This is a genomic window from Amycolatopsis speibonae (genome assembly GCF_042647925.1).
Lineage (GTDB): Bacteria > Actinomycetota > Actinomycetes > Mycobacteriales > Pseudonocardiaceae > Amycolatopsis > Amycolatopsis speibonae.
Map to the genome: position 1 here is coordinate 79,616 of NZ_JBHRWK010000044.1, position 20,949 is coordinate 100,564.

At 71.3% G+C, this 20,949-nt stretch carries 15 protein-coding genes; 7 read left to right on the forward strand and 8 right to left on the reverse strand.

Annotated features, from left to right (window positions below; all coding sequences use genetic code 11):
* Positions 1-9: 9 nt before the first annotated feature.
* A complete protein-coding gene (locus ACFOSH_RS26515; RefSeq protein WP_378241772.1) occupies positions 10-348 on the reverse strand; it encodes a hypothetical protein in 339 nt (112 codons plus the stop codon).
* Positions 349-482: 134 nt separating this feature from the next.
* Here ACFOSH_RS26515 and eccCa point away from each other — a divergent pair, with 134 nt between their 5' ends.
* Genes eccCa through ACFOSH_RS26540 form a run of 5 tightly spaced genes read left to right on the forward strand, consistent with a single transcriptional unit; the run spans position 483 to position 7,903 of the window.
* Positions 483-4,457 (forward strand): type VII secretion protein EccCa, encoded by a 3,975-nt coding sequence (eccCa, locus tag ACFOSH_RS26520; protein WP_449224195.1) that lies wholly within the window; start codon positions 483-485, stop codon positions 4,455-4,457.
* A 50-nt stretch (positions 4,458-4,507) separates the two neighbouring features.
* The gene (locus ACFOSH_RS26525; protein WP_378241774.1) at positions 4,508-4,894 is read left to right on the forward strand and encodes a hypothetical protein; all 387 of its coding nucleotides are present in this window, start codon (positions 4,508-4,510) and stop codon (positions 4,892-4,894) included.
* Positions 4,895-4,910: 16 nt separating this feature from the next.
* On the forward strand, positions 4,911-6,242 hold the full coding sequence (locus tag ACFOSH_RS26530; RefSeq protein ID WP_378241775.1) for a hypothetical protein: 1,332 nt from the start codon (positions 4,911-4,913) through the stop codon (positions 6,240-6,242).
* 10 nt (positions 6,243-6,252) lie between these two features.
* The gene (locus ACFOSH_RS26535; protein ID WP_378241776.1) at positions 6,253-6,669 is read left to right on the forward strand and encodes a hypothetical protein; all 417 of its coding nucleotides are present in this window, start codon (positions 6,253-6,255) and stop codon (positions 6,667-6,669) included.
* 10 nt (positions 6,670-6,679) lie between these two features.
* Positions 6,680-7,903 (forward strand): hypothetical protein, encoded by a 1,224-nt coding sequence (locus ACFOSH_RS26540; protein ID WP_378241777.1) that lies wholly within the window; start codon positions 6,680-6,682, stop codon positions 7,901-7,903.
* Between the two features lie 85 nt (positions 7,904-7,988).
* Here ACFOSH_RS26540 and eccB read toward each other — a convergent pair whose 3' ends face one another.
* Together eccB and eccD are read right to left on the reverse strand one after the other, a co-directional pair.
* Positions 7,989-9,422, reverse strand: coding sequence for a type VII secretion protein EccB (gene eccB / locus ACFOSH_RS26545; RefSeq protein ID WP_378241778.1), 1,434 nt, complete (start codon positions 9,420-9,422; stop codon positions 7,989-7,991).
* Positions 9,423-9,426: 4 nt separating this feature from the next.
* The gene (gene eccD, locus ACFOSH_RS26550) at positions 9,427-10,809 is read right to left on the reverse strand and encodes a type VII secretion integral membrane protein EccD (RefSeq protein ID WP_378241779.1); all 1,383 of its coding nucleotides are present in this window, start codon (positions 10,807-10,809) and stop codon (positions 9,427-9,429) included.
* Between the two features lie 102 nt (positions 10,810-10,911).
* Here eccD and ACFOSH_RS26555 point away from each other — a divergent pair, with 102 nt between their 5' ends.
* Positions 10,912-12,351 carry a serine/threonine protein kinase gene (locus ACFOSH_RS26555; RefSeq protein WP_378241780.1) on the forward strand — a complete coding sequence of 480 codons (1,440 nt, stop codon included), beginning with the start codon at positions 10,912-10,914 and terminating at the stop codon, positions 12,349-12,351.
* A gap of 232 nt (positions 12,352-12,583) precedes the next feature.
* On the opposite strand, the gene ACFOSH_RS26560 is transcribed toward ACFOSH_RS26555, so the two are convergent.
* Genes ACFOSH_RS26560 through ACFOSH_RS26575 form a run of 4 tightly spaced genes read right to left on the reverse strand, consistent with a single transcriptional unit; the run spans position 12,584 to position 19,049 of the window.
* Positions 12,584-14,764 (reverse strand): transglutaminase TgpA family protein, encoded by a 2,181-nt coding sequence (locus ACFOSH_RS26560; RefSeq protein WP_378241781.1) that lies wholly within the window; start codon positions 14,762-14,764, stop codon positions 12,584-12,586.
* Positions 14,761-15,888, reverse strand: a complete 1,128-nt coding sequence (locus ACFOSH_RS26565) for a DUF58 domain-containing protein (RefSeq protein WP_378241782.1) — start codon at positions 15,886-15,888, stop codon at positions 14,761-14,763. Before ACFOSH_RS26565 ends, ACFOSH_RS26560 begins: the two co-directional genes overlap by 4 nt.
* Positions 15,889-15,891: 3 nt before the next feature.
* The gene (locus tag ACFOSH_RS26570) at positions 15,892-16,845 is read right to left on the reverse strand and encodes an AAA family ATPase (protein ID WP_378241783.1); all 954 of its coding nucleotides are present in this window, start codon (positions 16,843-16,845) and stop codon (positions 15,892-15,894) included.
* Positions 16,842-19,049, reverse strand: a complete 2,208-nt coding sequence (locus ACFOSH_RS26575; protein WP_378241784.1) for a fibronectin type III domain-containing protein — start codon at positions 19,047-19,049, stop codon at positions 16,842-16,844. The genes ACFOSH_RS26570 and ACFOSH_RS26575 overlap by 4 nt, the downstream gene beginning before the upstream one ends.
* 116 nt (positions 19,050-19,165) lie before the next feature.
* Between ACFOSH_RS26575 and ACFOSH_RS26580 the strand changes: the two genes are divergently transcribed.
* Complete coding sequence (locus ACFOSH_RS26580) at positions 19,166-20,479, forward strand: type VII secretion protein EccE (RefSeq protein ID WP_378241785.1); 1,314 nt, start codon at positions 19,166-19,168, stop codon at positions 20,477-20,479.
* Here the strand turns inward: ACFOSH_RS26580 and ACFOSH_RS26585 are convergent.
* Positions 20,472-20,948, reverse strand: coding sequence for a TspO/MBR family protein (locus ACFOSH_RS26585; protein WP_378241786.1), 477 nt, complete (start codon positions 20,946-20,948; stop codon positions 20,472-20,474). The two genes, ACFOSH_RS26580 and ACFOSH_RS26585, sit on opposite strands and share 8 nt — an antisense overlap.
* Position 20,949 lies beyond the last annotated feature (1 nt).

Here is a 20,949-nt window from a genome sequence, read left to right on the forward strand (position 1 = left end):
CTACCCCTTTCAGGCCTGGTTTCCGATGATCTTCGAGATTTGCGAGCCGCTGTTGAGCAGCGAGTTCTGGGCACCGTCCTGACCGGTACCGAGGATGTTCACCGCGGTCGTCGGGTCTTCGACCAAGGCCTGCTGGCCCCAGTTGAGGAGCCTCCGGTGGCTGTCCCCGGTCATGTCGTTGGTGCTGAGCGCCGCCGACTGGACCACGCCCGCCATCCCACCGGACGCCAGTTCGGTGATCTGCCTGCCGAGAGAGTCGGCCCCGGCCAACTGCTCGCCCTGGCTGCTGTCACCGAACCTGATTCCACCCCGCGCGCTTTCGAAATTGATATTGACTTGCTCGGTCATTCTTCGCCCCTCCTTGTTCCGCCGTGAACTGCCTGTGTCACCGACGCTAGTTCCGGGAGAGGCTCCGCCCCGGCGGGCGGCACGTTCCTGCCAACGTCCCCTTTCGCGGCCCCCGGTCGCGAACCATCGGACGGGTGGCGACAGTCGTGGTGAAGAGACCGATGCGCAGGCCTGCCCCGGAAATGCCGGCGGGCGAGCTGATCCTGCAGGCCCCACCGGAGATCCCGCCCCCGCCGGGCAGGCAGTGGGCGCAGGTACTCACGGTGCTGCCGATGGTGGCCATGATGGCCGCGATGTTGCTGATGTACTCCGGCAGCATGACCGGCTCCCTGCGCTTCGTCATCTACGGGATGATGGGTGTGGCCATGCTCGGCATGGTCGTCATGGGATTCCTGCAAGGTGGCGGCCCGAGCAAACGGGAGATGGCTTACGCCCGGCGCAAGTACCTTCGCCACCTCGCCCAGCACCGGCTTCGGCTGCGGCGCTCGGTACGCCGCCAGCGGGAAGCGATGGAATACCTGCACCCGGACCCGGCGTCGCTGTGGTCTTTGGTGTCGAGCTACCGGCTTTGGGAACGCCGCAAGGACGACGCGGATTTCGGCGTCGCGCGGATCGGCCGCGGCCCGCAGAATCCGGCCGCCACGCTGATCGCGCCCGACACGAAACCGCTCGAGGAACTGGAACCGCTGTCCGCGCTGGCGTTACGCCGTTTCCTCACCACCCATTCCACCATCCGCGAGCTGCCGATCGCCATCGCGGTCAACGGGTTCAGCCGGGTCTACCTGCGGGGAGACCGTGACGCGGCGCTCGGCGTACTCCGGGCGATGCTGGCGCAGCTGGTCACCCTGCACTCGCCGGACGACCTACGGGTGGCCGTGTGCACCGGCGAGGAACGCCGCGCGGACTGGGATTGGGTCAAATGGCTCCCGCACGCCCAGCACTCCGAACGCACCGACCTGCTCGGCCCGTTGCGGCTGGTGGCCGCCACCGTCCCGGCGCTGGAATCCATGCTCGAAGAGGAGCTGACCAAGCGGCCGAGGTTCGACCCGGAGTCGGACGGCCGGGTATCCGGCCCGCATCTGGTGGTGGTGATCGACGGTGGTTCGGTCGCGGGCTCGGACCATCTGATGACCGGCGGCGGTGTCGAGGGCGTGACCGTCGTGGACCTGACGACCATGCCGCCGAGGGCGCTGGACCGGACCACCGTGGTGCTGGCCGTGGACGCCGAAGGAGAACTGCTCAGCGAGACCATCGACGGCGAGGCACCGCTCGGCAGGGCCGACCGGCTGGGCCAGGTGGCGGCCGAGGGGCTGGCCCGTCAGCTCGCCCCGCTCCGCCTGACCGCGGGACTGCGCGGCGACGCCCCGATGACCTCCGAGCTCGGCCTGGCGGAACTGCTGGAACTGGGGGACCCGTACCGGTTCGACCCGGACGACACCTGGGAACCGAGGCCGAACCGGGACCGCCTGCGGCTCAAGGTCGGCATCCAGCCGGACGGGTCCCCGATCGAACTCGACCTCAAGGAGTCCGCGCAGGACGGGATGGGCCCGCACGGGCTGCTGATCGGGGCCACCGGTTCCGGGAAGTCGGAGTTGCTGCGCACCCTGGTGCTGGGCCTGGCCGTCACCCATCCCCCGAACTCGTTGAACTTCGCGCTGGTCGACTTCAAGGGCGGGGCCACCTTCACCCGGCTCGACGCCCTGCCTCACACCAGCGCGGTGATCACCAACCTGGCCGACGAACTACACTTGGTCGACCGGATGACCGACGCGATCAACGGCGAGCTGATCCGCCGTCAGGAACTGCTGCGCGCGGCGGGCAACTTCTCCTCCTTGCGCGACTACGAGAAGGCCAGGGCGGCAGGCGCGCCGCTGCCCGAGGTCCCCACGCTGCTGGTGATCTGCGACGAGTTCTCCGAGCTGCTTTCCGCGAAACCCGACTTCATCGACATGTTCGTCCAAATAGGACGGGTGGGCCGTTCGCTCGGGGTGCACCTCCTGCTCGCCTCGCAGCGGCTGGAGGAGGGCAGGCTTCGCGGTCTGGAAACCCATCTGTCCTACCGGATCGGCCTGCGGACGTTTTCCGAAATGGAGAGCAGGGCGGTACTCGGCGTCGCGGACGCGTTCAAACTGCCACGAGCTCCCGGACACGGCTTCCTGAAGGTCGGGACCGAACAGATGGACCGGTTCCGCTCCGCTTACGTCTCCGGGGTGTACCAGCGTGGCAATGCCGGCGGGGCGGCCATCGCGGCGGGCGGGGAACACCTGGTGCTGAACGAATACACGACGACCTACGTCGCCGCCGAGATCACCGCGGACGAGGAAGAACCGGCACCCGCGGAGGATCCGGACACGGCTGTGGGCGAGACCCTGCTGGACATCCTGGTCGACCGGCTGGAGGGCCGCGGCACACCGGCCCACCAGGTGTGGCTGCCGCCGCTTGACGCGTCGCCGACGCTCGACGGGCTGCTGCCCGGCCTGGTCGCCCACCCCCGGCGCGGGCTGTCCCCCGGCGGACCTGACACGGCGTCGAATCTGCGGCCGGTGCTCGGGATCGTCGACCGGCCCTACGAACAACGGCGTGACCCGCTCACCCTGGACCTCACCGGCGCGGCCGGGCACGTGTTGATCCTCGGCGCGCCGAGGACCGGCAAGAGCACCGCGCTGCGCACGCTGATCCTCAGCCTCGCCCTCACCCACACCCCGCGCGAGGCGCAGTTCTATTGCCTGGACTTCGGTGGCGGCACCCTCGCCTCGATCAGCGGTCTGCCCCATGTCGCGGGGGTGTCCGGACGGCTGGACACCGGCGCGGTCCGGCGGACCATCGCCGAGGTCGCCACCGTGCTCGCCAACCGGGAAAAGCTGTTCGCGGAGCACCAGATCGACGGCATCGCGACCTATCGCAGGCTTCGGGCGGAGGGCCGATTCGGCGACCAGCCCCACGGCGACGTCTTCCTGGTGGTCGACGGCTGGCAAACCCTGAGGGGGGACTTCGAAGGGCTCGAAGACATGGTCGGCGACATCGCCGCCCGCGGCCTGTCGTACGGCGTACACGTCGTGACGGCCACCGCCCGCTCGTTCGATCTCCGGATGAACGTCCGGGACCTGTTCGGCAGCAGGCTGGAACTCAAGATCGGCGATCCCATCGATTCGATCATCGACCGGCGCGCCGCGATGAGCGTCCCGGCCGACGCTCCCGGGCGTGGAGTCTCGATGAGCAAGCACCAGGTTCTCCTGGCCCTGCCGCGAACGGACGGCAGGAACACCACCGAAGACCTCGCGGAGGGTACGGCCGAACTCGTCAACGCGATCGGCGCCGCGTGGCCGGGGCCGCCCGCTCCGTCGGTGCGGCTCCTGCCGGGATTGCTCCCCTACGAGGAACTTCCCGCCACCGACGAGCTGACCGGCGCCGAAGCAGGGCTCGCGGTCGGCATCCACGAACGGGACCTTTCCCCGATGCGTCTCGACTTCGGCGCCGACCCGCACTTCTTCCTGCTGGCGGACACCGAAAGCGGGAAGACGGCCTTCCTGCGCACGCTGGGCCGCCGGATCGAAAAGGCGTACCGGCCCGACCAGGCCCGCATCGTCGTGGTCGACCACCGAAGGGGTCTGCTCGGCGAAATCGGCGACGATCATCTGCTCGGCAGCGGCACCAACGACGCACACAGCCGCGAGCTGCTCGGGGAGGTGGCCGAGGCGATGACCAAACGCCTGCCTGGCAAGGACGTCACGCCCGAACAGCTCCGCGCGCGCAGCTGGTGGGAGGGGCCGGAGATCTTCGTGCTGGTGGACGACTACGACATGGTCGCCACGCACAAGCAGCATCCGCTGATGCCGTTGCTCCCGCTGGTCGCCCAGGGCTCCGACATCGGGTTGCACGTGGTGCTCACGCGCCGCTCGGGAGGTGCCGGGGCCGGGTTGTTCGAGCCGTTCCTGTCTCGTCTCCGCGAGGTCGGTACGCCCGGCCTGATGATGTCCGGCGACCGGGACGAAGGACCGCTGCTGGGCGGCATGCGCGCACAAGTGCTCCCGCCGGGCCGGGGCTGGCTGGTCGATCGCCGTGGCGGCAAGGGACTCGTCCAGCTCGCCTGGCTCGCCCCTCGGGAGTAGTGGCGAAACTCGCTCAGAAGACCTATACGAACACGAAAACGAGAGGGAACATGGGTGGTGGCAGGGTTGACGCCTGGATACCGGCGCTTCGAACGTTCGCCAACAATTTGCACCAGCAGGTCAACGCCATTCCGGCGCCCAAGATCGATCGGGAACCGGGTGCCGGCTGCACGCTCATGAAGGAATGCGAGGCGCTGGCCGCCGCGGACAAGTTCGTGACCGGCGAGCTCAAAGCCTTCATGACCGCGGCCGCCGAAGGATTCCAGACCTTCGAAGACCTCGCCCGACGATGCGCGAACGAATACCAGAACGCGGGCGAAGCCGCCGCGACGGCGATCCAGGGATTGTCCGACAAGGTGAACCGGGGACCGCAACCGGCGTCCGCCCCGGCTCCGAACATCCCTGAGCTCGGTAATCCCTACGAACCCAGCCTCTGACCGGGATGAGAACACCATGAGCTACAAGAGTCTTTCCCTCAAACAGCAGCTCGACATCCTCCGCGGCGAGATCGCGCACACCTATCCTTCGCTCAAACAGGCGAGCGAGATGTGGAAGTCCGTGCAGACCTGGCTCAACCCCGCGAGCCGTTCCCTGTGGGAGTCGACCAACGGGCTGGAACCGTTCTGGGACGACGAAGCCGGGCGCCGGATGGTGCAGTGGCTGCGCGACACCCACACCGGCTCGCTGGGCCCGTGGGAACGTGCCGCCGCGGAGTCTCATGTCACGGACCACATCGACAAGCTCGCCGGGATGCTCATCCTGAACGCTTTCACCTTCGCCTCGGAGGCGACGAAGGCGGCTAACGACCCCGACTACGAGGAAACGGCCAGGTCGGTCGTCGGTGGGAAACTCGACGAAATGGCCGCGCAGTATCTGCGTACGGGCCACGCCATGCTCGCCGCCCGCAGCCGCCCCTGGAACGGGGCACGGGGCGAGGTCGACCCCGGGGTCGACACCGGTTCGTCTCCGGCAGGGCCCGGCTCGCAGAACCCGGCGTCCCCGGAGTCGCCGTCGAATCCGGCTCCCGGCCAGGAAACACCGGCGACTCCCGAACAGCCGCAGAGCCCCACCGAAGACCCGCTGAAGGACGCGTTGGAAGCGGCGCCGGGAGCACTGGACGCCTTGACCAGCGCGCTCGAATCGTTGCAGCAACTGGCAGGTGGCGGGCAGAGCGTTCCCGATCCGGCGGCACTGCCTGTTCCGACGGGTGGGCTGCCCTCGTGGGATCCGTCGTCCCCGTCGCCGTCCGGACTCGGTGACCAGTCGGGAATGCCGAGCCTGGCAGGCGGTGGTGGTGAGCTCCCCGGTGGCGGCGGTGGCATCGGCGGGTCGGGTTCCGGTCTGGGAGCGGGCACTTCGCCGGCGACCCCCGTGTCGCCTTCCGGAACCGGTGCCCTCGGCACGGCACTACCGCCCGCCGCGGCGGGGATGGGCGCGCGGACCGCGTCCGGAGCGGCCAGATCCGGGACCATGCCCCCGATGTATCCACCGCAGTCGGGCGGGGCGCGGGGAAGCGGCGGCGGGGTGAATCCCGGGAACGCCGACCGGGCCACCGGCAGGCAGCGCGAGCGGAAACCCGGTGGCACGCCAGGAGTGTCCCTCATGGGGCGTGCGGGAAAGGGCCGGTCGACGAAGGGGGCGGCGGCACCATCCGCCCCGCCCGGCGCACGGCGGGAATGGGACACGGAGAACGACGGCGTCCAGTTGCTCGACGAAGAACTGTGGCAAGTGGACCCGGTCGTGCGCGAGAACCAGGAAGAGCCGCGGTTCCACGCGGGACGATGAGGAGGGGCAGATGCCCGCAAACGAGATCAACGGAAACACGACCGCGATGAGCGCGTACTCCACCAAGCTCACCGCTCCAGCCCAGCCGTCGTCACTGATGCGGCCGGGATCGGCGAACATCGCCGGGATGTTCGAAGGCATCGCGATGTCCTTGCTGGACAAGGCGGCCACCGCCGAGATGACGGCGCTGCTGACCAAGATCACCGAGGACATGGTCACCGATTCGACGACGGTCAAGGCGATCGCCGCCGATTACACCGCCGCGGACGCGGCCAGCGCGCTGACGCTCGCCACGTCGACCATCAAGCTCGCGCAACAGGGTTTGAGCCTGCTGAAGCAGGCATCGGGCTCCATCGGCCAGGCGCCCGAGTCCACCGAGGAAAAGACCGACACGTCTGCGGCCGACGGCTCGCAGATCCAAGCGTGAGGAGCGATCGATGATCCCCTACCAGCTGCTCCCCATCGAGATGCACGACGTGATGGCACGCGCCGAGGCCGAAAAGGTCCCGGCCCTGCTCGAAGCCGCGACCATGTGGAGGGAGGTGCGAGGCTGGATCGACACCACCGCGGCGGAGATCAATACCCGGGTCGGCGAGCTCACTCCGGAGTGGACGGACGACGCCGGGCGGAAGCACGAAGAGAAGGTCCAGCGAACCTTGGCCGAGCTGAAGTTCTGGGGAGACCGGATCGATCTGGCCGATCCCGCCGGAAAGCTGACGACGCTCGCCACCGACGTCTCGACGACCGCGGCCACAGTGGCGGGGCTCTACGCGGAGTACCGCATCGCCACCCTCACCCCGTTCGGGGCGCCGGCGGCTTTCGCCCTCCAGCAGGCGTCGGGCCTGAAAATGACCGAACTGGGCGGGAACTTCGACTTCTCGATGCTCAGCGTCTGCGCGGCCGCGGGCATCCAGTCACCGGCGGATCTGCTGCCCGCGCAGCAAGCCGTGTCGGCGGAGGGCAACTCCCCAGCGGACTTCCTCGCCGCCGCCGAAGCCGGGATGACCGCGCTGACCGAACTCCAGAGCCTCGCGGAGACAGCGGGTTCGTTCACGGAGGGCGGTTCCTCGGGCATCGACCTTCCGGCACCGGGGGATTGGGCTGGATCCGGCACCGGCACCGGGACCGGCTCGTCCGGGCTCTCGCTGGCAGGCCTTGGTTCCGTTCCCACGGTGCCGACAGTCGGCGCTGTTCCCTCGTTCGGCGGGCTGCCTGGTGGTTCCGGTGCTCCACCCATGCCGACGGGACTGCTGGGTGGAATCGGTGCGGCCGCCGGGGCCGGTGCTCTTCCCGTCTCCGCGAAGCCGGTCGCCGGCAAGCGGGCCCCCAGCCTCGCGTCGGAGATCCAGCCGGGCGCGGCGAGTCCCTCGGGAACGAAGTCCGCGAGCACGGGGATGCCCCCGATGACGCCATCCCACGGCGGCGGAGGTCAGGCCACCGCGGGCACACTGCGGCCCGGCTCGGGCGACCAGCCGACAGGACGCAACGGGGCAGCGCGGAGGGAGTCTTCCGGCCGGAGCGACGGCGTTCCGGCGAAGCTGCGCGGCCGGGCGGCCAGCGGCAACCCGGACGGCGAGTTCACCCTGGCGCGCGGTCGCCGGTCCGGTGAGTCGGACACGGGCTCGGTGCAGCTGCTCGACGAAGACCTGTGGCGGCGCTGACCCCGAACAGAGCTGAAGGGAGCTTTCCCCGCATGTGATGCGGGGAAAGCTCCCTTCGTCGCGTGAGACGCGGGGAAAGTCCCCTTCAGCCGCCCAGGGTCTGGCGCCGCGCGGCGGCCGGGTCGAGGCTCGGGCCTTCGGGCAGGCGGGCGATCAAGCCGGCGGGAAGGCGCACCGGGGTCGCCGACGGGTACCCGAGCATCTTCAGGACGTCCGGCGAAGCCAGCGGATAGCGGCGCCCCATGTCGGTCACCACGGTGAGCGTCCCGACGGGCGCCTGTGCCGACGGCATCGCCTCGACGAGGATCGCGCTGCCCGGCGGCACGTGGACGCGGTCCGCGAGCGGGGTCCCACCGGCGGTCCGGCGGGCGGTGGTCGACATCGGATCCGCGGGTGGCATCGAGGGATCGACGGTCAGCGCGGGGGCGGGGGCGCCGCCGGCGAAGGTCGCGCACACGGTGGCGTCCTGGTCGCGCAGGCGCGCGATGGCCGGACGCGTGACGGGCGCGGCGCCCGCTTCGGGCTGGATCGGGTCCAGCTGCCGCGACACGGTCGCCAGCGAAGGCGGCAGTGGCACGGTCTTGGGTTCGGTACCGGGATAGGCGGCCATCATCTGGGCGCTCGCGCGCTGGACGTCGTACTGCAGTTCGGAGATCGGCCGCAGGGCGTCCCGTTCGGCGAGGTAGTGCTGCTGCCCGCCGCCAGAGGTCTGCACCATCAGCAGCATCCCGTTCCGGATGTCGGTCCGGCCCGGCACGGCGGTGGACACCTCGCCCGCCGCCGCCACCGGGAACGGGCCGATCGGCACGCCTTCCGGCAGCACGTCGAGCCACGCCCGGCCGACCCGCGCCCACGGCTCGGCGGTGAGCGCCAGCCCGGTGCCGACGGCGCCGTAGTCGTTGATCCGGTGCCGGTGCCCGCGCCAGACGACGAACCTGTCACCGGTCGACGTCGATTCCACCAGCAGCGCCTGGTCTCCCAGTTCCGCGCCGCCGGACGGCGAGACGCCGGCCAGCAGTACCGATTCCTCGATCCGGCTGCCCGCGAGGTCGCTCGCGGGCGCGGAGCACAGCGACCACGCTCCGGTGAGCAGTTTCTCGGGGCCGGGCAAGCCGTCCGGCGCGTCGGCGATGCCGATCCGGGGTCCGCGCGGGACTCCGGCGAGCGAATCGCGCGAAACCCGTTCCGTGGTGCCGTGTTCGCCGAGCAGCAGCAACGCGGACGCGTAGTTCGCGACCGGATGCAGCCGCTCGTCCAGGTAGACGTACCGGGTACCGCTCTCCTTCTCCACGATGACGGCGGCGTTCTTGCGCCAGGCGTTGTTCCCGCCGGGCACGATCATCCCGTAGACCCCGACGCACGCCAGCGCCACGATCGCCAGCGCGATCCCGGCGAACGTGGCACCGGACGGACGGCGGAAGGGTGGCTGTTCCGGATCGGTCTCCCTGGTCACGAGCGCGGAAATCGCGCGCTGCACCAGGAATTGGTACGCCTGCAGCTGATCCCGTTTGGACGCCATGGTTTCAGCCCCCCAGTCCGCGCACGTAGCCGTACAGGCCGAGCACCGAGCACGCCACCGGGACGACGGCGATCATCACCAGGATCTCGAAGTACTCGGCGATCCGGCCGAGATACGGGTTCGCGGCGCGCGTGCTCAGCACGACACCGGAGGCGATCACGCCCGCGGCCACCGCCAAGGACAGCGGTCCGGCCAGGACGAGCAACAGCGAGCGGTCGGTCATGAGCGGACCCGCCAGCAGGCAGCCGGCGCCGAAGATCCCGGTCACCAACAGCAGTGATCGCTGCCGCAGGATCGGATACAACCGCGCCCGCACCAGGAAACCGGCCGCGAGCAGGGCGACGAGGACGACGGCGGCCTCGCTGTCGCTGCGGATCAGCTGCCACTGGCAGTACATGACGACGATCGCCGCGCCGCCGAGCATGCCGGTGAGCAGCGCGTCCGCTCTGGCCACGGCGGCGTGCACGAGGGCGAGCGGTGGCTGGGGATCGTCGCGGACGAGGTCCGCGGTCGACCGCGGCAGCACCGGCATCGGCACCCTGCCGAGCCGCAGCGCCAGCGGCGCGAACGTGGTCGAGAGCGCGAGCACGCCACCGCCGATCACGGCCGCCGAGCGGTAGCCCGCCAAGTCGTCGAAAGTGGCCAGCCAGCCGCCGAGCACCCCGAGGAGGCCGATGGTGGCCGCCCCGGCGAACAGTTCCGGCGCGGCGGTCACCCCGAGATGGCCGACGACGGCCGCGAGCAGCAGCGCCGCGCTCCCCAGCAGCAGGTGACCGGCGGACAGCTCACCGATCGGGTCGTCGCCCGCCAGCAGCAGAGCGCCGCCGGTGAAGGCGAACGGAAGCGCGACAGCGGCGATCACCGCCCCGGCCCCGGCGTCGCGCAGGGCCCGCGCGAGCAGGACGCCCGCGGCCAGCAGCAGCGCGGAAACGGCCAGTGCCCAGGACGCCGGTGACGTCCAGGGCGGGCCGGCGCGCAGCACCGCGAGCAGGCCGAAGGACATCGCCACCGCGCCGACGGCCAGTCCGGTCCACCGCGTGTGCCGCGGCCCCCAGGCCTTGCCGGTGCGGCCGGAGCCGGTCGCGATCGCGTCCACGAGGTCGTCGTACTCGGGCTCCGGCCATTCGGCGCGGCGCGGCGTCAGATGGAGGATCTCCCCGTCCCGGACCCGGTGCGCGCCCAGCGTCCGGTCCAGGTCGAAGGCCGTGCCGTCGGCGCGGCGCAACTGCCAGCCGCCACCGGCGACCCCGTCGTCGGCCATTCCTTCGCCCGCTCGCGCGAGCAGGCCGGGAAGGATCTCGGCGACGGACGCGTGTTCCGGCAGCGCCATGTCGATGCGCCGGTGCGGAGTGGTGATGGTGACCCTGACCAGGCCGGCAGTCTGCATGGGAAAAGAGTCCGCCGACGAGGAGTCCGCCGGGCCGTCACGGCAGGAACCTGCCGCCGGGAAAACACGACGGATCCGGCCTTCTTGGGCGACAATGGGGTCATGAGCATCGAGACCACCGGCGGACCGAGGCTGCTCGCCCAGGGCCCCATCGCCACCGTCTACGCGGGCCGGGACCCCGTGACGGGCAACGACTTCGCGGTCAAGATGTTCCCCGGTTCCTTCGACCGCGAGACCTCGGCGTGGCTCGAACGCGAACGGAAGGCGCTGGCCGCGGTACGTGCGACGAGGTCGGTCCTGCAGATCGACGAAGTCCTGTCCCACCCCGACGGCCGCTCCGGTGTCCGTCGTGAACTGTGCCCGGGTTCGCTCGCGAACCTGCTGGATTCCGGTGCCCGGCCGGGTGTTCCCGACGTTCTCGCCCTCGGCGCCGCGATCGCGTCGGCGCTCGCCGCGGCGCACGGAGCCGACGTCCTGCACGGCGGGGTGAGCCCGCACAACGTGCTGTACCGCGCTTCCGGCGAATTCGTGCTCGCCGACTTCGGGGTGGCTCTGCGGCGGCGGTTCCCGCGCGATCCGATGTACGCGGTCGAGTACACCGCGCCGGAAACCCTGCGCGACGACACGCTTTCCCCAGCGTCCGACCTTTATGGACTCGGCGCGGTGCTCTACGCCGCGTTGACCGGCACACCGCCCTTTCCCCGGCACACCGGGCAGCAGCCCGGCGAGCGGATCCTCCAGGTGCTCCGGGAACCGGTGGCGCCGATCCAGGACGCGAGTGTCCCGCGGGAACTCTCCGGCACGATCCTCCGGCTGCTGGCCAAGGAACCGGCCGACCGGCCCCAGGACGTCGCGTCGCTGGCCCGGCTGTTCACGAAGCTGCGGATGCCCGGCGGGGAGGTCGTCAGCGCGGAATCCGCCGACGCCCCGAGCGAAGAAGAGCCCGAGGTCGAGTTCGACGACTTCGCCGAGGTCCACCGGCCCTCCGCGCCGGTCCCCTCTGCTCCGTCCGCCCGGCCGGTCCACGCGGTACCGGCGCCGGTCCAGGTGGTGCAGGCGCCGCCGTCGGGCGGCCGCACCCTGGTCCGCGAGTTCAGCGGCCCGCTCAAGACCGAACGCGGGATTCCTTGGCGCCCCATCGCGTTGGCGGGCGCCGGGGTGCTCGTCGCCGGGCTGGCCGTGGTGCCGCTGTTCCTCGGCCCGGCGGAGATCGGCGGGCAGGCCGTCCCGGTGGCGGCCGCGATCCCGCCGCCGTCACCGGCTTCCGCGCCGGCCCCCGACGTCAAGCTGGCCCTCGCGCCGCCGCAGGATCAGAGTGATCACGTGCAGCTGACCTGGACCGCGGAAGGCGAACTGGACTTCGTCGTGATCATGGCGGGCGAGCGGCTCGAGACGAAACAGCTCGTCGCCCACCGCCAGCGCAGCCTGGACGTCCCGGTCGACCCGGCGCGCCGGTACTGCTTCCAGCTCCGGGCGACCGACGGCCGCCACATCTACACCACCGAACCGATCGCGATCCGCGGCGCCCGCTGCACCACGTGAGGGGTCGTCCCGCCTGACCCAAGGTGAGCGAAGGCGTAACTCGCGTGATCAGAAGCGTAACTCGCGTGATCAGGCGGGTAACTCGGTGATCGTCGTCTGAACACGAGTGATCCCTCTCTGATCACGCGAGTTACCCGCCTGATCACGCGAGATCGCTCATCTCACCCGCACCCAGCGCGGGCAGACGCGGTGAAGGGCGCTTTCCCCGCATGCCATGCGAGGAAAGCGCCCTTCAGCCGTCTTTCCCGACCCTCCCCTTGATCGGTATCAGGGTCCGTGGCTCGAGTGCCGCCAGCACCCGAGCCACGAACGGTCTGGTGGCCAGCCCCCGGCGCACCTCGCCGACCTCCTGCCAGGCCCGCCGGACGGCGCCGTCGCCCACCGGGACACCGGACCACAGCGTCACGTCCAGCACCTTGGCCAGCCTGGCGACAGGCTCACGGATTCCCTCTCCCGCAAGCGATCCCGCCGATTCGGCGAGGTCGCGCGGGGTCATCCCGATCCGGAACGGCACGCCGTGCGCGCGCAGCCTGTCGCGGATCTCGTCCCAGGCGCCGAGTACCCCTTCGGCACCGGATCGGCGACGACGACGCCGGGCACGGACGACCTTCGCCACCGGGACCCCGAGAAGCCACAGGAGTCCGAAAAGGACGATCGCGGCGGCGAGCGAGACCCACCACCAGCCCACGCCCGCCTCGGCGTTCCGGTCCTCGGCGGTGTCCGACGGCGTACCCGCCGGAAGCTGGGGCGGCCGCAGGTCCTGTTCGGCGGGCAGTTGCGCCCTCGCCCTGGCGACGGCCTTGCCGGAAGCGGCCTGTTCCCGCCCCGACTTCCCCGCCGAGGCGGTGGGGTCGAGCGGCACCCAGCCCGCGCCGGCGACCGCGACTTCGGGCCACGCCAGGACATCGCGGTTGCGGACGACGTGCATCCCGCCGTCGGTCTCGGCCGAACCGCGGAATCCGACGACCAGCCGCGCCGGGATACCGCTCATCCGCGCCAGGACGACGTACGCGGCGGCGAACTGCTCGCTCGTCCCCCGTTTGCTCTCCAGCAGGAAATGCCGCAGCTGCGGCCAGCCGTGCCCGGTCGGCAGCTCGTCCGAACCCGCCGCGAGCAGGTAGTTCTTGGCGAGGAAGCGTTCCAGCTGCAGCGCGGTCTGGAACGTCGGACGCAGACCGCGCACGGCGTCCTTGGCCACCTGCTCGACGTCGGGCGGCACGGCACCGAGACCGCCGAGACCGCCCGATGCCCGCCCGTCGACCTCCCCAGAACCCAGCTCGACGTCGGGCGAGGACCAGCTGAGCCGGTAGTTCCGTTCGAGCCCCGGCGTCGGCGACTCCATCAGCAGAGTCCCCGCGGACTGGTCCACCAGCGGTGTCACACCGTCCACGCCGGTGAGATCCTGATGGCTCGGCAGCCAGGGGCCCGCGAGTCCGCGCACCTTCAGTTCGGCGGCGGCGCCCGCACCGCCGGGCGCGCCGTCGAGACCCGCGCCGAGCCGCTGGAGCCGGGAATCGGACAGCCAGTTCGCACCGTCGAACCCGTTCAGCACGATCAGGCGCCATTGATCGACGGGAGTGTCACTGCGGTAGCGGAACACCTCCTCGCCCGGCCGGGTCAGCCGCTGGGCGATCTCGTCCAGCGGGTTGCCGAGTCTGCTTCGCGGCGGGGGCGCGGCTTGGGTGTCCTTGAGGGTCAGCGGATCGCGGCCGACCGGATCGAGCACGGCGAGCGCGATCGCCCCGGCGACGAGCGCGACCACGGTGGTCAGCGCCGGCCAGACCGCCGATCCCGTCACTCGCCAGGAGAACCGCGGTCCGCCGGGCGCCCGGCGGACCGGCCGGGTGCGGCCGCCGGACCACAGCAGGAGCCCGGCGGGCAGCGCGTACCCCAGTGCCGCCGCCATCGCGCCGATTCCCGTCAACGCCTGATACGCCTGCGCGAGCCCGGCGACGGCCAGGCTGGGCACCAGCGCGACAAGCGGCTTCTTCAAGCGCAGCAACAGTTCCAGCCCGAGTACGACGGCGAGCAGCACCGACAGCGGGACGAACAGGAGTTGCTCGGGAACCGCGCGCGCGGGCCACGTGGACTGCAGGGTGAGCCGCCAGCCTTCGGTCAGGCCGCGCGACACCTCTTGCAGGGAGGTGAGCGTGGGCAGGAAGGCGAGCGTGGTCGAGGTCAGCACCGTCTCGATCAGGCCGAGCAGACCGAGCAGCGCGACGAGCAAAGGACGGTAGGGAACCAGCTTCGGGAACTTCGCGGTCAGCTCGGCACAGCCGTAGCCGAGGAGGACGACCACGAGCACCGGGACGAGCAGCGGCTCCCAGCCGAACACCGGCGCGAACAGCAGGCCGCCGGCCGCCGTCGCGCCCAGCAGCCCGGCGACCGCGAGCCGATCGAATCCGGCGCTCATGCCTTCCCCGCCAAGGTGTTCCATTGGGCCGCCGCGCCTGCCGCGTCGACAGCGATGATCAGGCCACCGGAACCCGCCGACGGCCTGAGGTCACCCAGCCGGACCACGGTGTCGGGCCGCCAGCGGGCGGCGTGGCCGAGGTCGGCGTCCGGGCCGGTGATCACCACCAGCACCCCGCCGGGGCGGTGGGCGGCGGCCAGGGCCGAAGGCAGCAGCGGCGCGTCGTCCGCGGCGTCCTGGGTGACGAGCGCGAGCGCGTCCAGCAACGTCCTCGCCGCGCGCACCCCGCTGTCGGTCAGGGTGTCCGCGCCCGCGGACGTGATCAGGCGGCAGTGCTGCCCCGCCGACGCCGACGCGTAGAACAGTGAGGCCGCCACCTCGACGGCCTCTTCGAAAACGGCTGGGCTCATCGCTCCGGGCCGCGTGTCGAGTACGGCGGTGAACCGCGGCTGGGCCGGGTCGGCGTACTCGCGCACCATGAGCCGCCCGGTCCGGGCGGTCGCCTTCCAGTGCAGATGCCGGACCTCGTCGCCGATCACGTACTCCCGCACCGCGCGCAGATCCGCCGAACCGCGCAACGGCGGGTCGGTGATGGGGCCTTCGTGGTGGTGGCGCGGATGACCGGCCTGCGCAGCGCGCACCGAGTGCCGTCGCGGATGCACCCACAACCACGCGGTGCTCCCGACGGTCCGGTCGCCGCGGGCGAGGTCGAACAGGTCGGGCCGGTGCACGACGAGCGGGCCGACCCGCAGCTTCCCGCGGACCGTCGTCGGCAGTTCGTAGTGGTAGGTCGCTTCCGCGCCGGGGGCCAGCGGGCGGACGCGCAGGCTGTGCGTTTCGGTCCCGATCCCGTCCCCCGCGGTGAAACCGCCGTGCCTGCGTGAACCGGCGTTGCGGACGACGAGCGAGGCCAGCGCGGGCTTGCCACGTTCGACCCGGTCCGGCTGGACGGTCCGGCCGATCTCCACCTGCGGCCGGAACCTGGTGGTGGCCAAGGCGATCAGCACAGCGCCCGCCGCGATCCCGGCGAAGGCACGGAAGAACGTGAACCCGGCCAGCTCTCCGAGGGCGTAGAACCCGGCGGCGAAGGCGAGCACGACGACACCGCGGCGGGTGAGCCGCACGGCCTACCTCCCCATCGCGGCCATGGGAGCGGCCGTCGCGCCCAGGAGTTCGTCGACGATGTCGGCGGTCCGCCGCTGGTTGAGTTCCGCGTCGGGCGTCAGCACGAGCCGGTGGTCGAGCACCGGATGCGCGACGTCCTTGACGTCGTCCGGGGTGACGAAGTCGCGGCCGAAGGTGGCGGCGAGCCCCTGCGCCGCCCGGATCAGCGCGATACTGCCGCGCGGGCTCGCGCCGTAGCGGACGTCCGGATGCGAACGGCTCGCCGCGGCCAGCCGGACGGCGTAGTTGACGATCTCGGGGGCCAGGTTGGACTTCCGGACCTCGTCGATGACCGACTGGACGTCGGCGATGCTCAGCACCGGCTTCAGCTCGTCCGGCGTCACCCCGGCGCAGTCCCCCATCACCACCCGCATCTCGGATTCCAGATCCGGATAGCCGACCGAGATACGCATGAGGAACCGGTCCAGCTGCGCCTCGGGCAGCCGGTAGGTGCCCTCCAGTTCGATCGGGTTCTGCGTGGCCACCACGAGGAACGGCCGTGGCACCGCCTGGCCGACCGAATCGACGGTGACCCGGCGTTCGGCCATCACCTCCAGCAGCGCGGCCTGTGTCTTCGGCGTCCCCCGGTTGATCTCGTCCGCCAGCACCACGTTGGCGAAGATCCCGCCGGGGTGGAACTGGAAGCGTTCGGCGTTCTGGTGGTAGACCATCACGCCGGTGATGTCGCCGGGCAGCAGGTCGGGCGTGAACTGGATCCGGCTCCACCGGCCGCCGATGCTGGCGGCCAGGCAGCGCGCGATCGTCGTCTTCCCGACGCCGGGCACGTCCTCCATCAGCAGGTGCCCCTCGGCGAACAGCGCCGCGACGGTGAGCCGGACGACCTCCGGTTTGCCGCGCACCACCGATTGCACGTTCTCGGCGATCTGCTCGTAGGCGACCCTGGGTGTGAGCGTCACAGAAGTTCCTTTTCCTTTCGTCGGCGCAAGCCCACCATCGCGATCGGCCCGAGCCAGAGCACCGAGCCACCGGGAGCGCCGCCGTTCATCGCGCCGCTGTTCGGGGCAGCACCGTTCGGGGCGGCACCTCCCGGGGCGCCTCCGCCCGCGCTGGGCACGCCGGTCCAGCTGTCGGTGCCGGTGCCGCCGGTCGTCTTGATGGTCGCGGTCACCGTGATGGCGCCGATGTAGCCCACGTTGTTGATGTTCAGACTGGTGGCACCGGAGCAGGCCTTCGAGGCCGAGAGCGCGGTATCGTACTTCGCCTGGCAGGTCGCGGTCGCGCCCTTCCCGTTGGCGTTGACGGAAACGATCAGGCCCGTCGTCCCCACCCGGACCCCGGAGATGGTGATGGTCGGCGGATCCGACGGCACCGGAACGGTGACCTTCCTGCTGCCGGTGGCCCCGGTGAGCGTGGAGCCCGAGCCGAACTTCGTGACCGCGCGGACCGTGACGGTCGCGGTGCCGGTGATCCCGCTGAATTCCGTGGACGTGGCCGAAAGGGTGCGCTGACCCTGCCCCGTCGCGCTCACCAGATAGTGCACGAGCGTGCCGCCGCGGAGGTCGGGCTGGGTCCAGCTCACCGTCACCTTCCCGGCGGAAGTGGCGTTCGCGGTGACGACCGGTGCCGTGGCGGGCCGGTTCGCGGGTCCCGGGGTGACCGCCTTGGCGCTTGCGCCCACACCGACTCCCGCCGAGTTCTCCGCGACCACGGTGATCACGTACGCGGTTCCGTTTATCAGCCCGGAAACCGTGGTCCCCCGTGACGATCCGCCGAGGCGAGTGGAGCCGCCGGTCCAGGTCACGCGGTAGCCGGTGATCCGCGCCCCGTTGTCCGCGGCCGGGCTCCACGAGACCTTGACCGACCCGTCGCCCGCGGTCGCGCTCACCTTCCTCGGCGCGCCGGGCGGAGTCGCCTTCGCCACCGGCGGGGGCGCCTTCTGGGTGTTCGGAGGCGCCTGCTGCCGCTGTTCACGCTGCGGCGGGGGCTGTTCGCCGGACGGGTCCGGCTCGGCCGACGGCGCGCCCGCGGTCTGGCTGTTGGCCGCCTTGTCGACGTCGACGTCGACCACCGAGCCGTCCTCGCCGTTGACGACCAGCACGTGCGAGCCGTCGGAGCTGTCGACGTAGATGCGGTTGTCCTCGCCCTTGGCCAGCCTCGGCGCCGTCCCCTGGCTCGGCACCTTCGCGGTGGACTTGAGCGTGCCGGCGGCGTCGTAGGTCAGGACCTCGCCGCGGGTTTCGTCGACCATGGAGACGACGTTCGACGAGGAGAGCGGGCCGTTGAACCGGCTGCCCTTGGTCAGCTCGACCGAAATCGGCTTCGCGGAGGGGCGGTCCTGGTCGAGTCCGCTGACGTCGATGAGGTGGAGCTGGTTGCGCTCCGGGTCGGCGATGGCCAGCCGGTCACCGGCGGCGCTGTTGGCCACCTGCGCCGACGGCGAAAGCTTGATGCCGAGCGGAAGGGCCTCGCCGAGCCCGTCCGGGCCGACCCGGTGGAGGCTGTCGCCGGTCATGTCGAGCACGACCGGCCGGTCGCCGACCAGCGTGAGCCCGCCACCGTGCCCGGGCGGCAGCTGCGCGGTGCAGGTCAGGACGGCGGCACCCTTGGGCAGCTCGCAGATCGAACCGTTGTCGACGCGGTGCACCCACACCGTGCCGTCGGCGGTCGCGACCGGCCGGGACAGCGGGCCCCCCGCGGGCACTGTCGCGGACGGGTCACCGAGCCGCACGATCTGACCGGCGTTGCGGTAGACCAGGTACGGGCCGCCCGCGATCTCCATCACGAACGGCGTTTCCGGCGCGGGCGGCGGGGTGGACTCCTCCACGCTCAAGGTCGCCTTGTCGAACTCCGTGATGCGATTCCGCTCGACCACGTAGCCCGAATCGTCCCCCTGCACGACCTGGCTGCCGCTCGCGGCGCCGGGCACGTCCGCGCGCGCGTCGACGCGGCTCGTCGAGCCGTCGACGTGGAACGCGGACTGGGCGGCGTCGTTGTAGACCCAGTGGCCGATCTGGACGAATTCCAGCCGTTCCGGGGTCGCGGCCTGCCCGGTCACCGCCAGTCCGACCAGCGCCAGGCAGCCGGCGGCCACCAGCGCGACGGCCATCCGCGTCCTGGCCACGACGCTGAAGCGCTTCGTGTCCCGCTCATCGGTGTTCACGCGATCAAGCTAGAGAGTCACCATGAAATTTCGATGAAACTGCCTGTCTCGGGCCTGTGTCATCGAAACCTCATGTTCACCGGACACGCTGAGGCGGACATCGAGGAGGCAGGACGATGACCGAATTCGGCGCGGCCAGGACGGACGGGCGGTACCACGCGCCGCCTCCGCCGCTTCCCCGGGCGGCGCCGGCCGTAGCGCGGCCCGAAGCCATGCCCGATCCGCTCGCCTACGCCGCGCCGGCGGCTCGGGCCGCCGCGCGCGAGGCCGCGCTCGCCACGCTGAACGCCGCCCGCCAGGCGGAGCGACGGCCGCAGTGGGCCGCGTCGGCACCCGTTCCCGCTCCCGCGTACGGTTCGCCGCCGGATCCGCCGGCTCCCGCTTCGGGACGGCGGCCCGGACGCCTCGGCGGGATCGGCGTACCGCAGATCATCTGCTGGCAACTCGTCCTCGTCGCGCTCGTCCTGGTGGCGGGGCGGCCCTGGCCGCTGGTGGCGGCGGTGATCACCGCCGCCGTGGTGGTCCTCGCGCTGACCGCCGTGCGGGTTCGCGGGCGCTGGCTCTACGCCTGGCTCGGTTCGGCGTCGGGCTACCTGCTGCGCGATCGCGACCGCGATCTCCGGACCGCGGGCGAGGCGGGCCGGGCGCTGCTGCGCCTGCTGTCGCCGGAAGCGCAAGGGAGCACCGGCGAGATCGGCGACGAGACGGTGTTCATGGTCAGCCGCGCCGACGGGATCACCGCTGTGCTGCAGCCGAAATCGGCCGCGCGCGAGCGGCCGATGCCGTCGCCGCTGACGTTGCTGCCGCCGTCGCGGGAACAGGATCTGGACGTCGCCGCCCAGGTCATCCACCACGTCGGCGCGGACCGCTCACGGCCGCCGCGGGGCTGGGTCGCGCTGCAGGCGCTGCGCACGGTCGAGCTCCACCGCGACGCCGACGTGCGGCAGGCACTCGGGAACACGGTCCGTCGTGTGCGGCGGCAGCTCCGGCGCGACGGACTTCCGGTGCGGGCGCTCGCCGAGAACGAGGTCCTCGGCACGCTCGCGTCGCTGGCGCATGTCACAGCGGGCCGAGCACGGATCCGGGAGGAGTGGCGGCTCTGGCACAGCGGCCAGATCGGCCAGGCGACCTTCCGGATCGACGGCTGGGGCGCGCTGTCACCGGCGCTCGCGGCGGAGCTGCCACGACGTCTGCTCGCCGCCGCTCCCCGGGCCGCGGTGACACTCGCGGTGACCGCGCGCCGGAACGCCGCCGAGACCGAACCTCAGGTCACCGCGGCGATCCGGGTCGCCGCCGCGGGGGCTCACGCCGTCGAGCACGCGGTGCGGGATCTGGAACTCACCGCCCGCCGCTGCGGGCTCACCCTGGAACGGCTCGACGGCAGGCACGCCAAGGGAGTCGCCGCCACCCTGCCGCTCGGGGTCAGTTGAGCACGACGATCGCGACGTTGAGCGCCGTCGCGTACAGCGTCCAGGCGAGGTAGGGCAGCAGCAACGCGGCCGCGACCCGGGAAGACCGGCGGAAGTACAGCACGGTGACGACGGTGGCGATGTCGAGCAGGACTATGTCGAGCAGGGCGAGACCGTACGCGCCGGCCGCGAAGAAAAGCGGCGTCCAAGCAGCGTTCAGGACCAGCTGCGCCGCGTACCAGGCCAGCGCCCGGCGTTCGCCGCCGGATTTCCGGTACAGCCAGCCGGAGACGGCGATCCCGAGGTAGAGCACCGTCCACACCGGACCGAAAAGCCAGGCCGGTGGCGCGAACGGCGGCAGGTCCAGTCCACTGTAGACAGATCGGGCGTCGGCGGCGGCGAGCCCGCCGACGAGCGCGGCCGCCGCGACCGCGGCCAGGAACGGGAGGAACGCCAGCGGCGCGCGGAGTCGTCCTGGGATCGTGGTCATC

What these genes read in the sequence shown, in the direction of transcription:
- ACFOSH_RS26515 (WP_378241772.1), bottom strand. Translation starts at nt 348, where the DNA reads ATGACCGAGCAAGTCAATATCAATTTCGAAAGCGCGCGGGGTGGAATC.
- ACFOSH_RS26525 (WP_378241774.1), top strand. Translation starts at nt 4,508, where the DNA reads ATGGGTGGTGGCAGGGTTGACGCCTGGATACCGGCGCTTCGAACGTTC.
- ACFOSH_RS26530 (WP_378241775.1), top strand. Translation starts at nt 4,911, where the DNA reads ATGAGCTACAAGAGTCTTTCCCTCAAACAGCAGCTCGACATCCTCCGC.
- ACFOSH_RS26535 (WP_378241776.1), top strand. Translation starts at nt 6,253, where the DNA reads ATGCCCGCAAACGAGATCAACGGAAACACGACCGCGATGAGCGCGTAC.
- ACFOSH_RS26540 (WP_378241777.1), top strand. Translation starts at nt 6,680, where the DNA reads ATGATCCCCTACCAGCTGCTCCCCATCGAGATGCACGACGTGATGGCA.
- eccB (WP_378241778.1), bottom strand. Translation starts at nt 9,422, where the DNA reads ATGGCGTCCAAACGGGATCAGCTGCAGGCGTACCAATTCCTGGTGCAG.
- eccD (WP_378241779.1), bottom strand. Translation starts at nt 10,809, where the DNA reads ATGCAGACTGCCGGCCTGGTCAGGGTCACCATCACCACTCCGCACCGG.
- ACFOSH_RS26555 (WP_378241780.1), top strand. Translation starts at nt 10,912, where the DNA reads ATGAGCATCGAGACCACCGGCGGACCGAGGCTGCTCGCCCAGGGCCCC.
- ACFOSH_RS26560 (WP_378241781.1), bottom strand. Translation starts at nt 14,764, where the DNA reads ATGAGCGCCGGATTCGATCGGCTCGCGGTCGCCGGGCTGCTGGGCGCG.
- ACFOSH_RS26580 (WP_378241785.1), top strand. Translation starts at nt 19,166, where the DNA reads ATGACCGAATTCGGCGCGGCCAGGACGGACGGGCGGTACCACGCGCCG.
- ACFOSH_RS26585 (WP_378241786.1), bottom strand. Translation starts at nt 20,948, where the DNA reads ATGACCACGATCCCAGGACGACTCCGCGCGCCGCTGGCGTTCCTCCCG.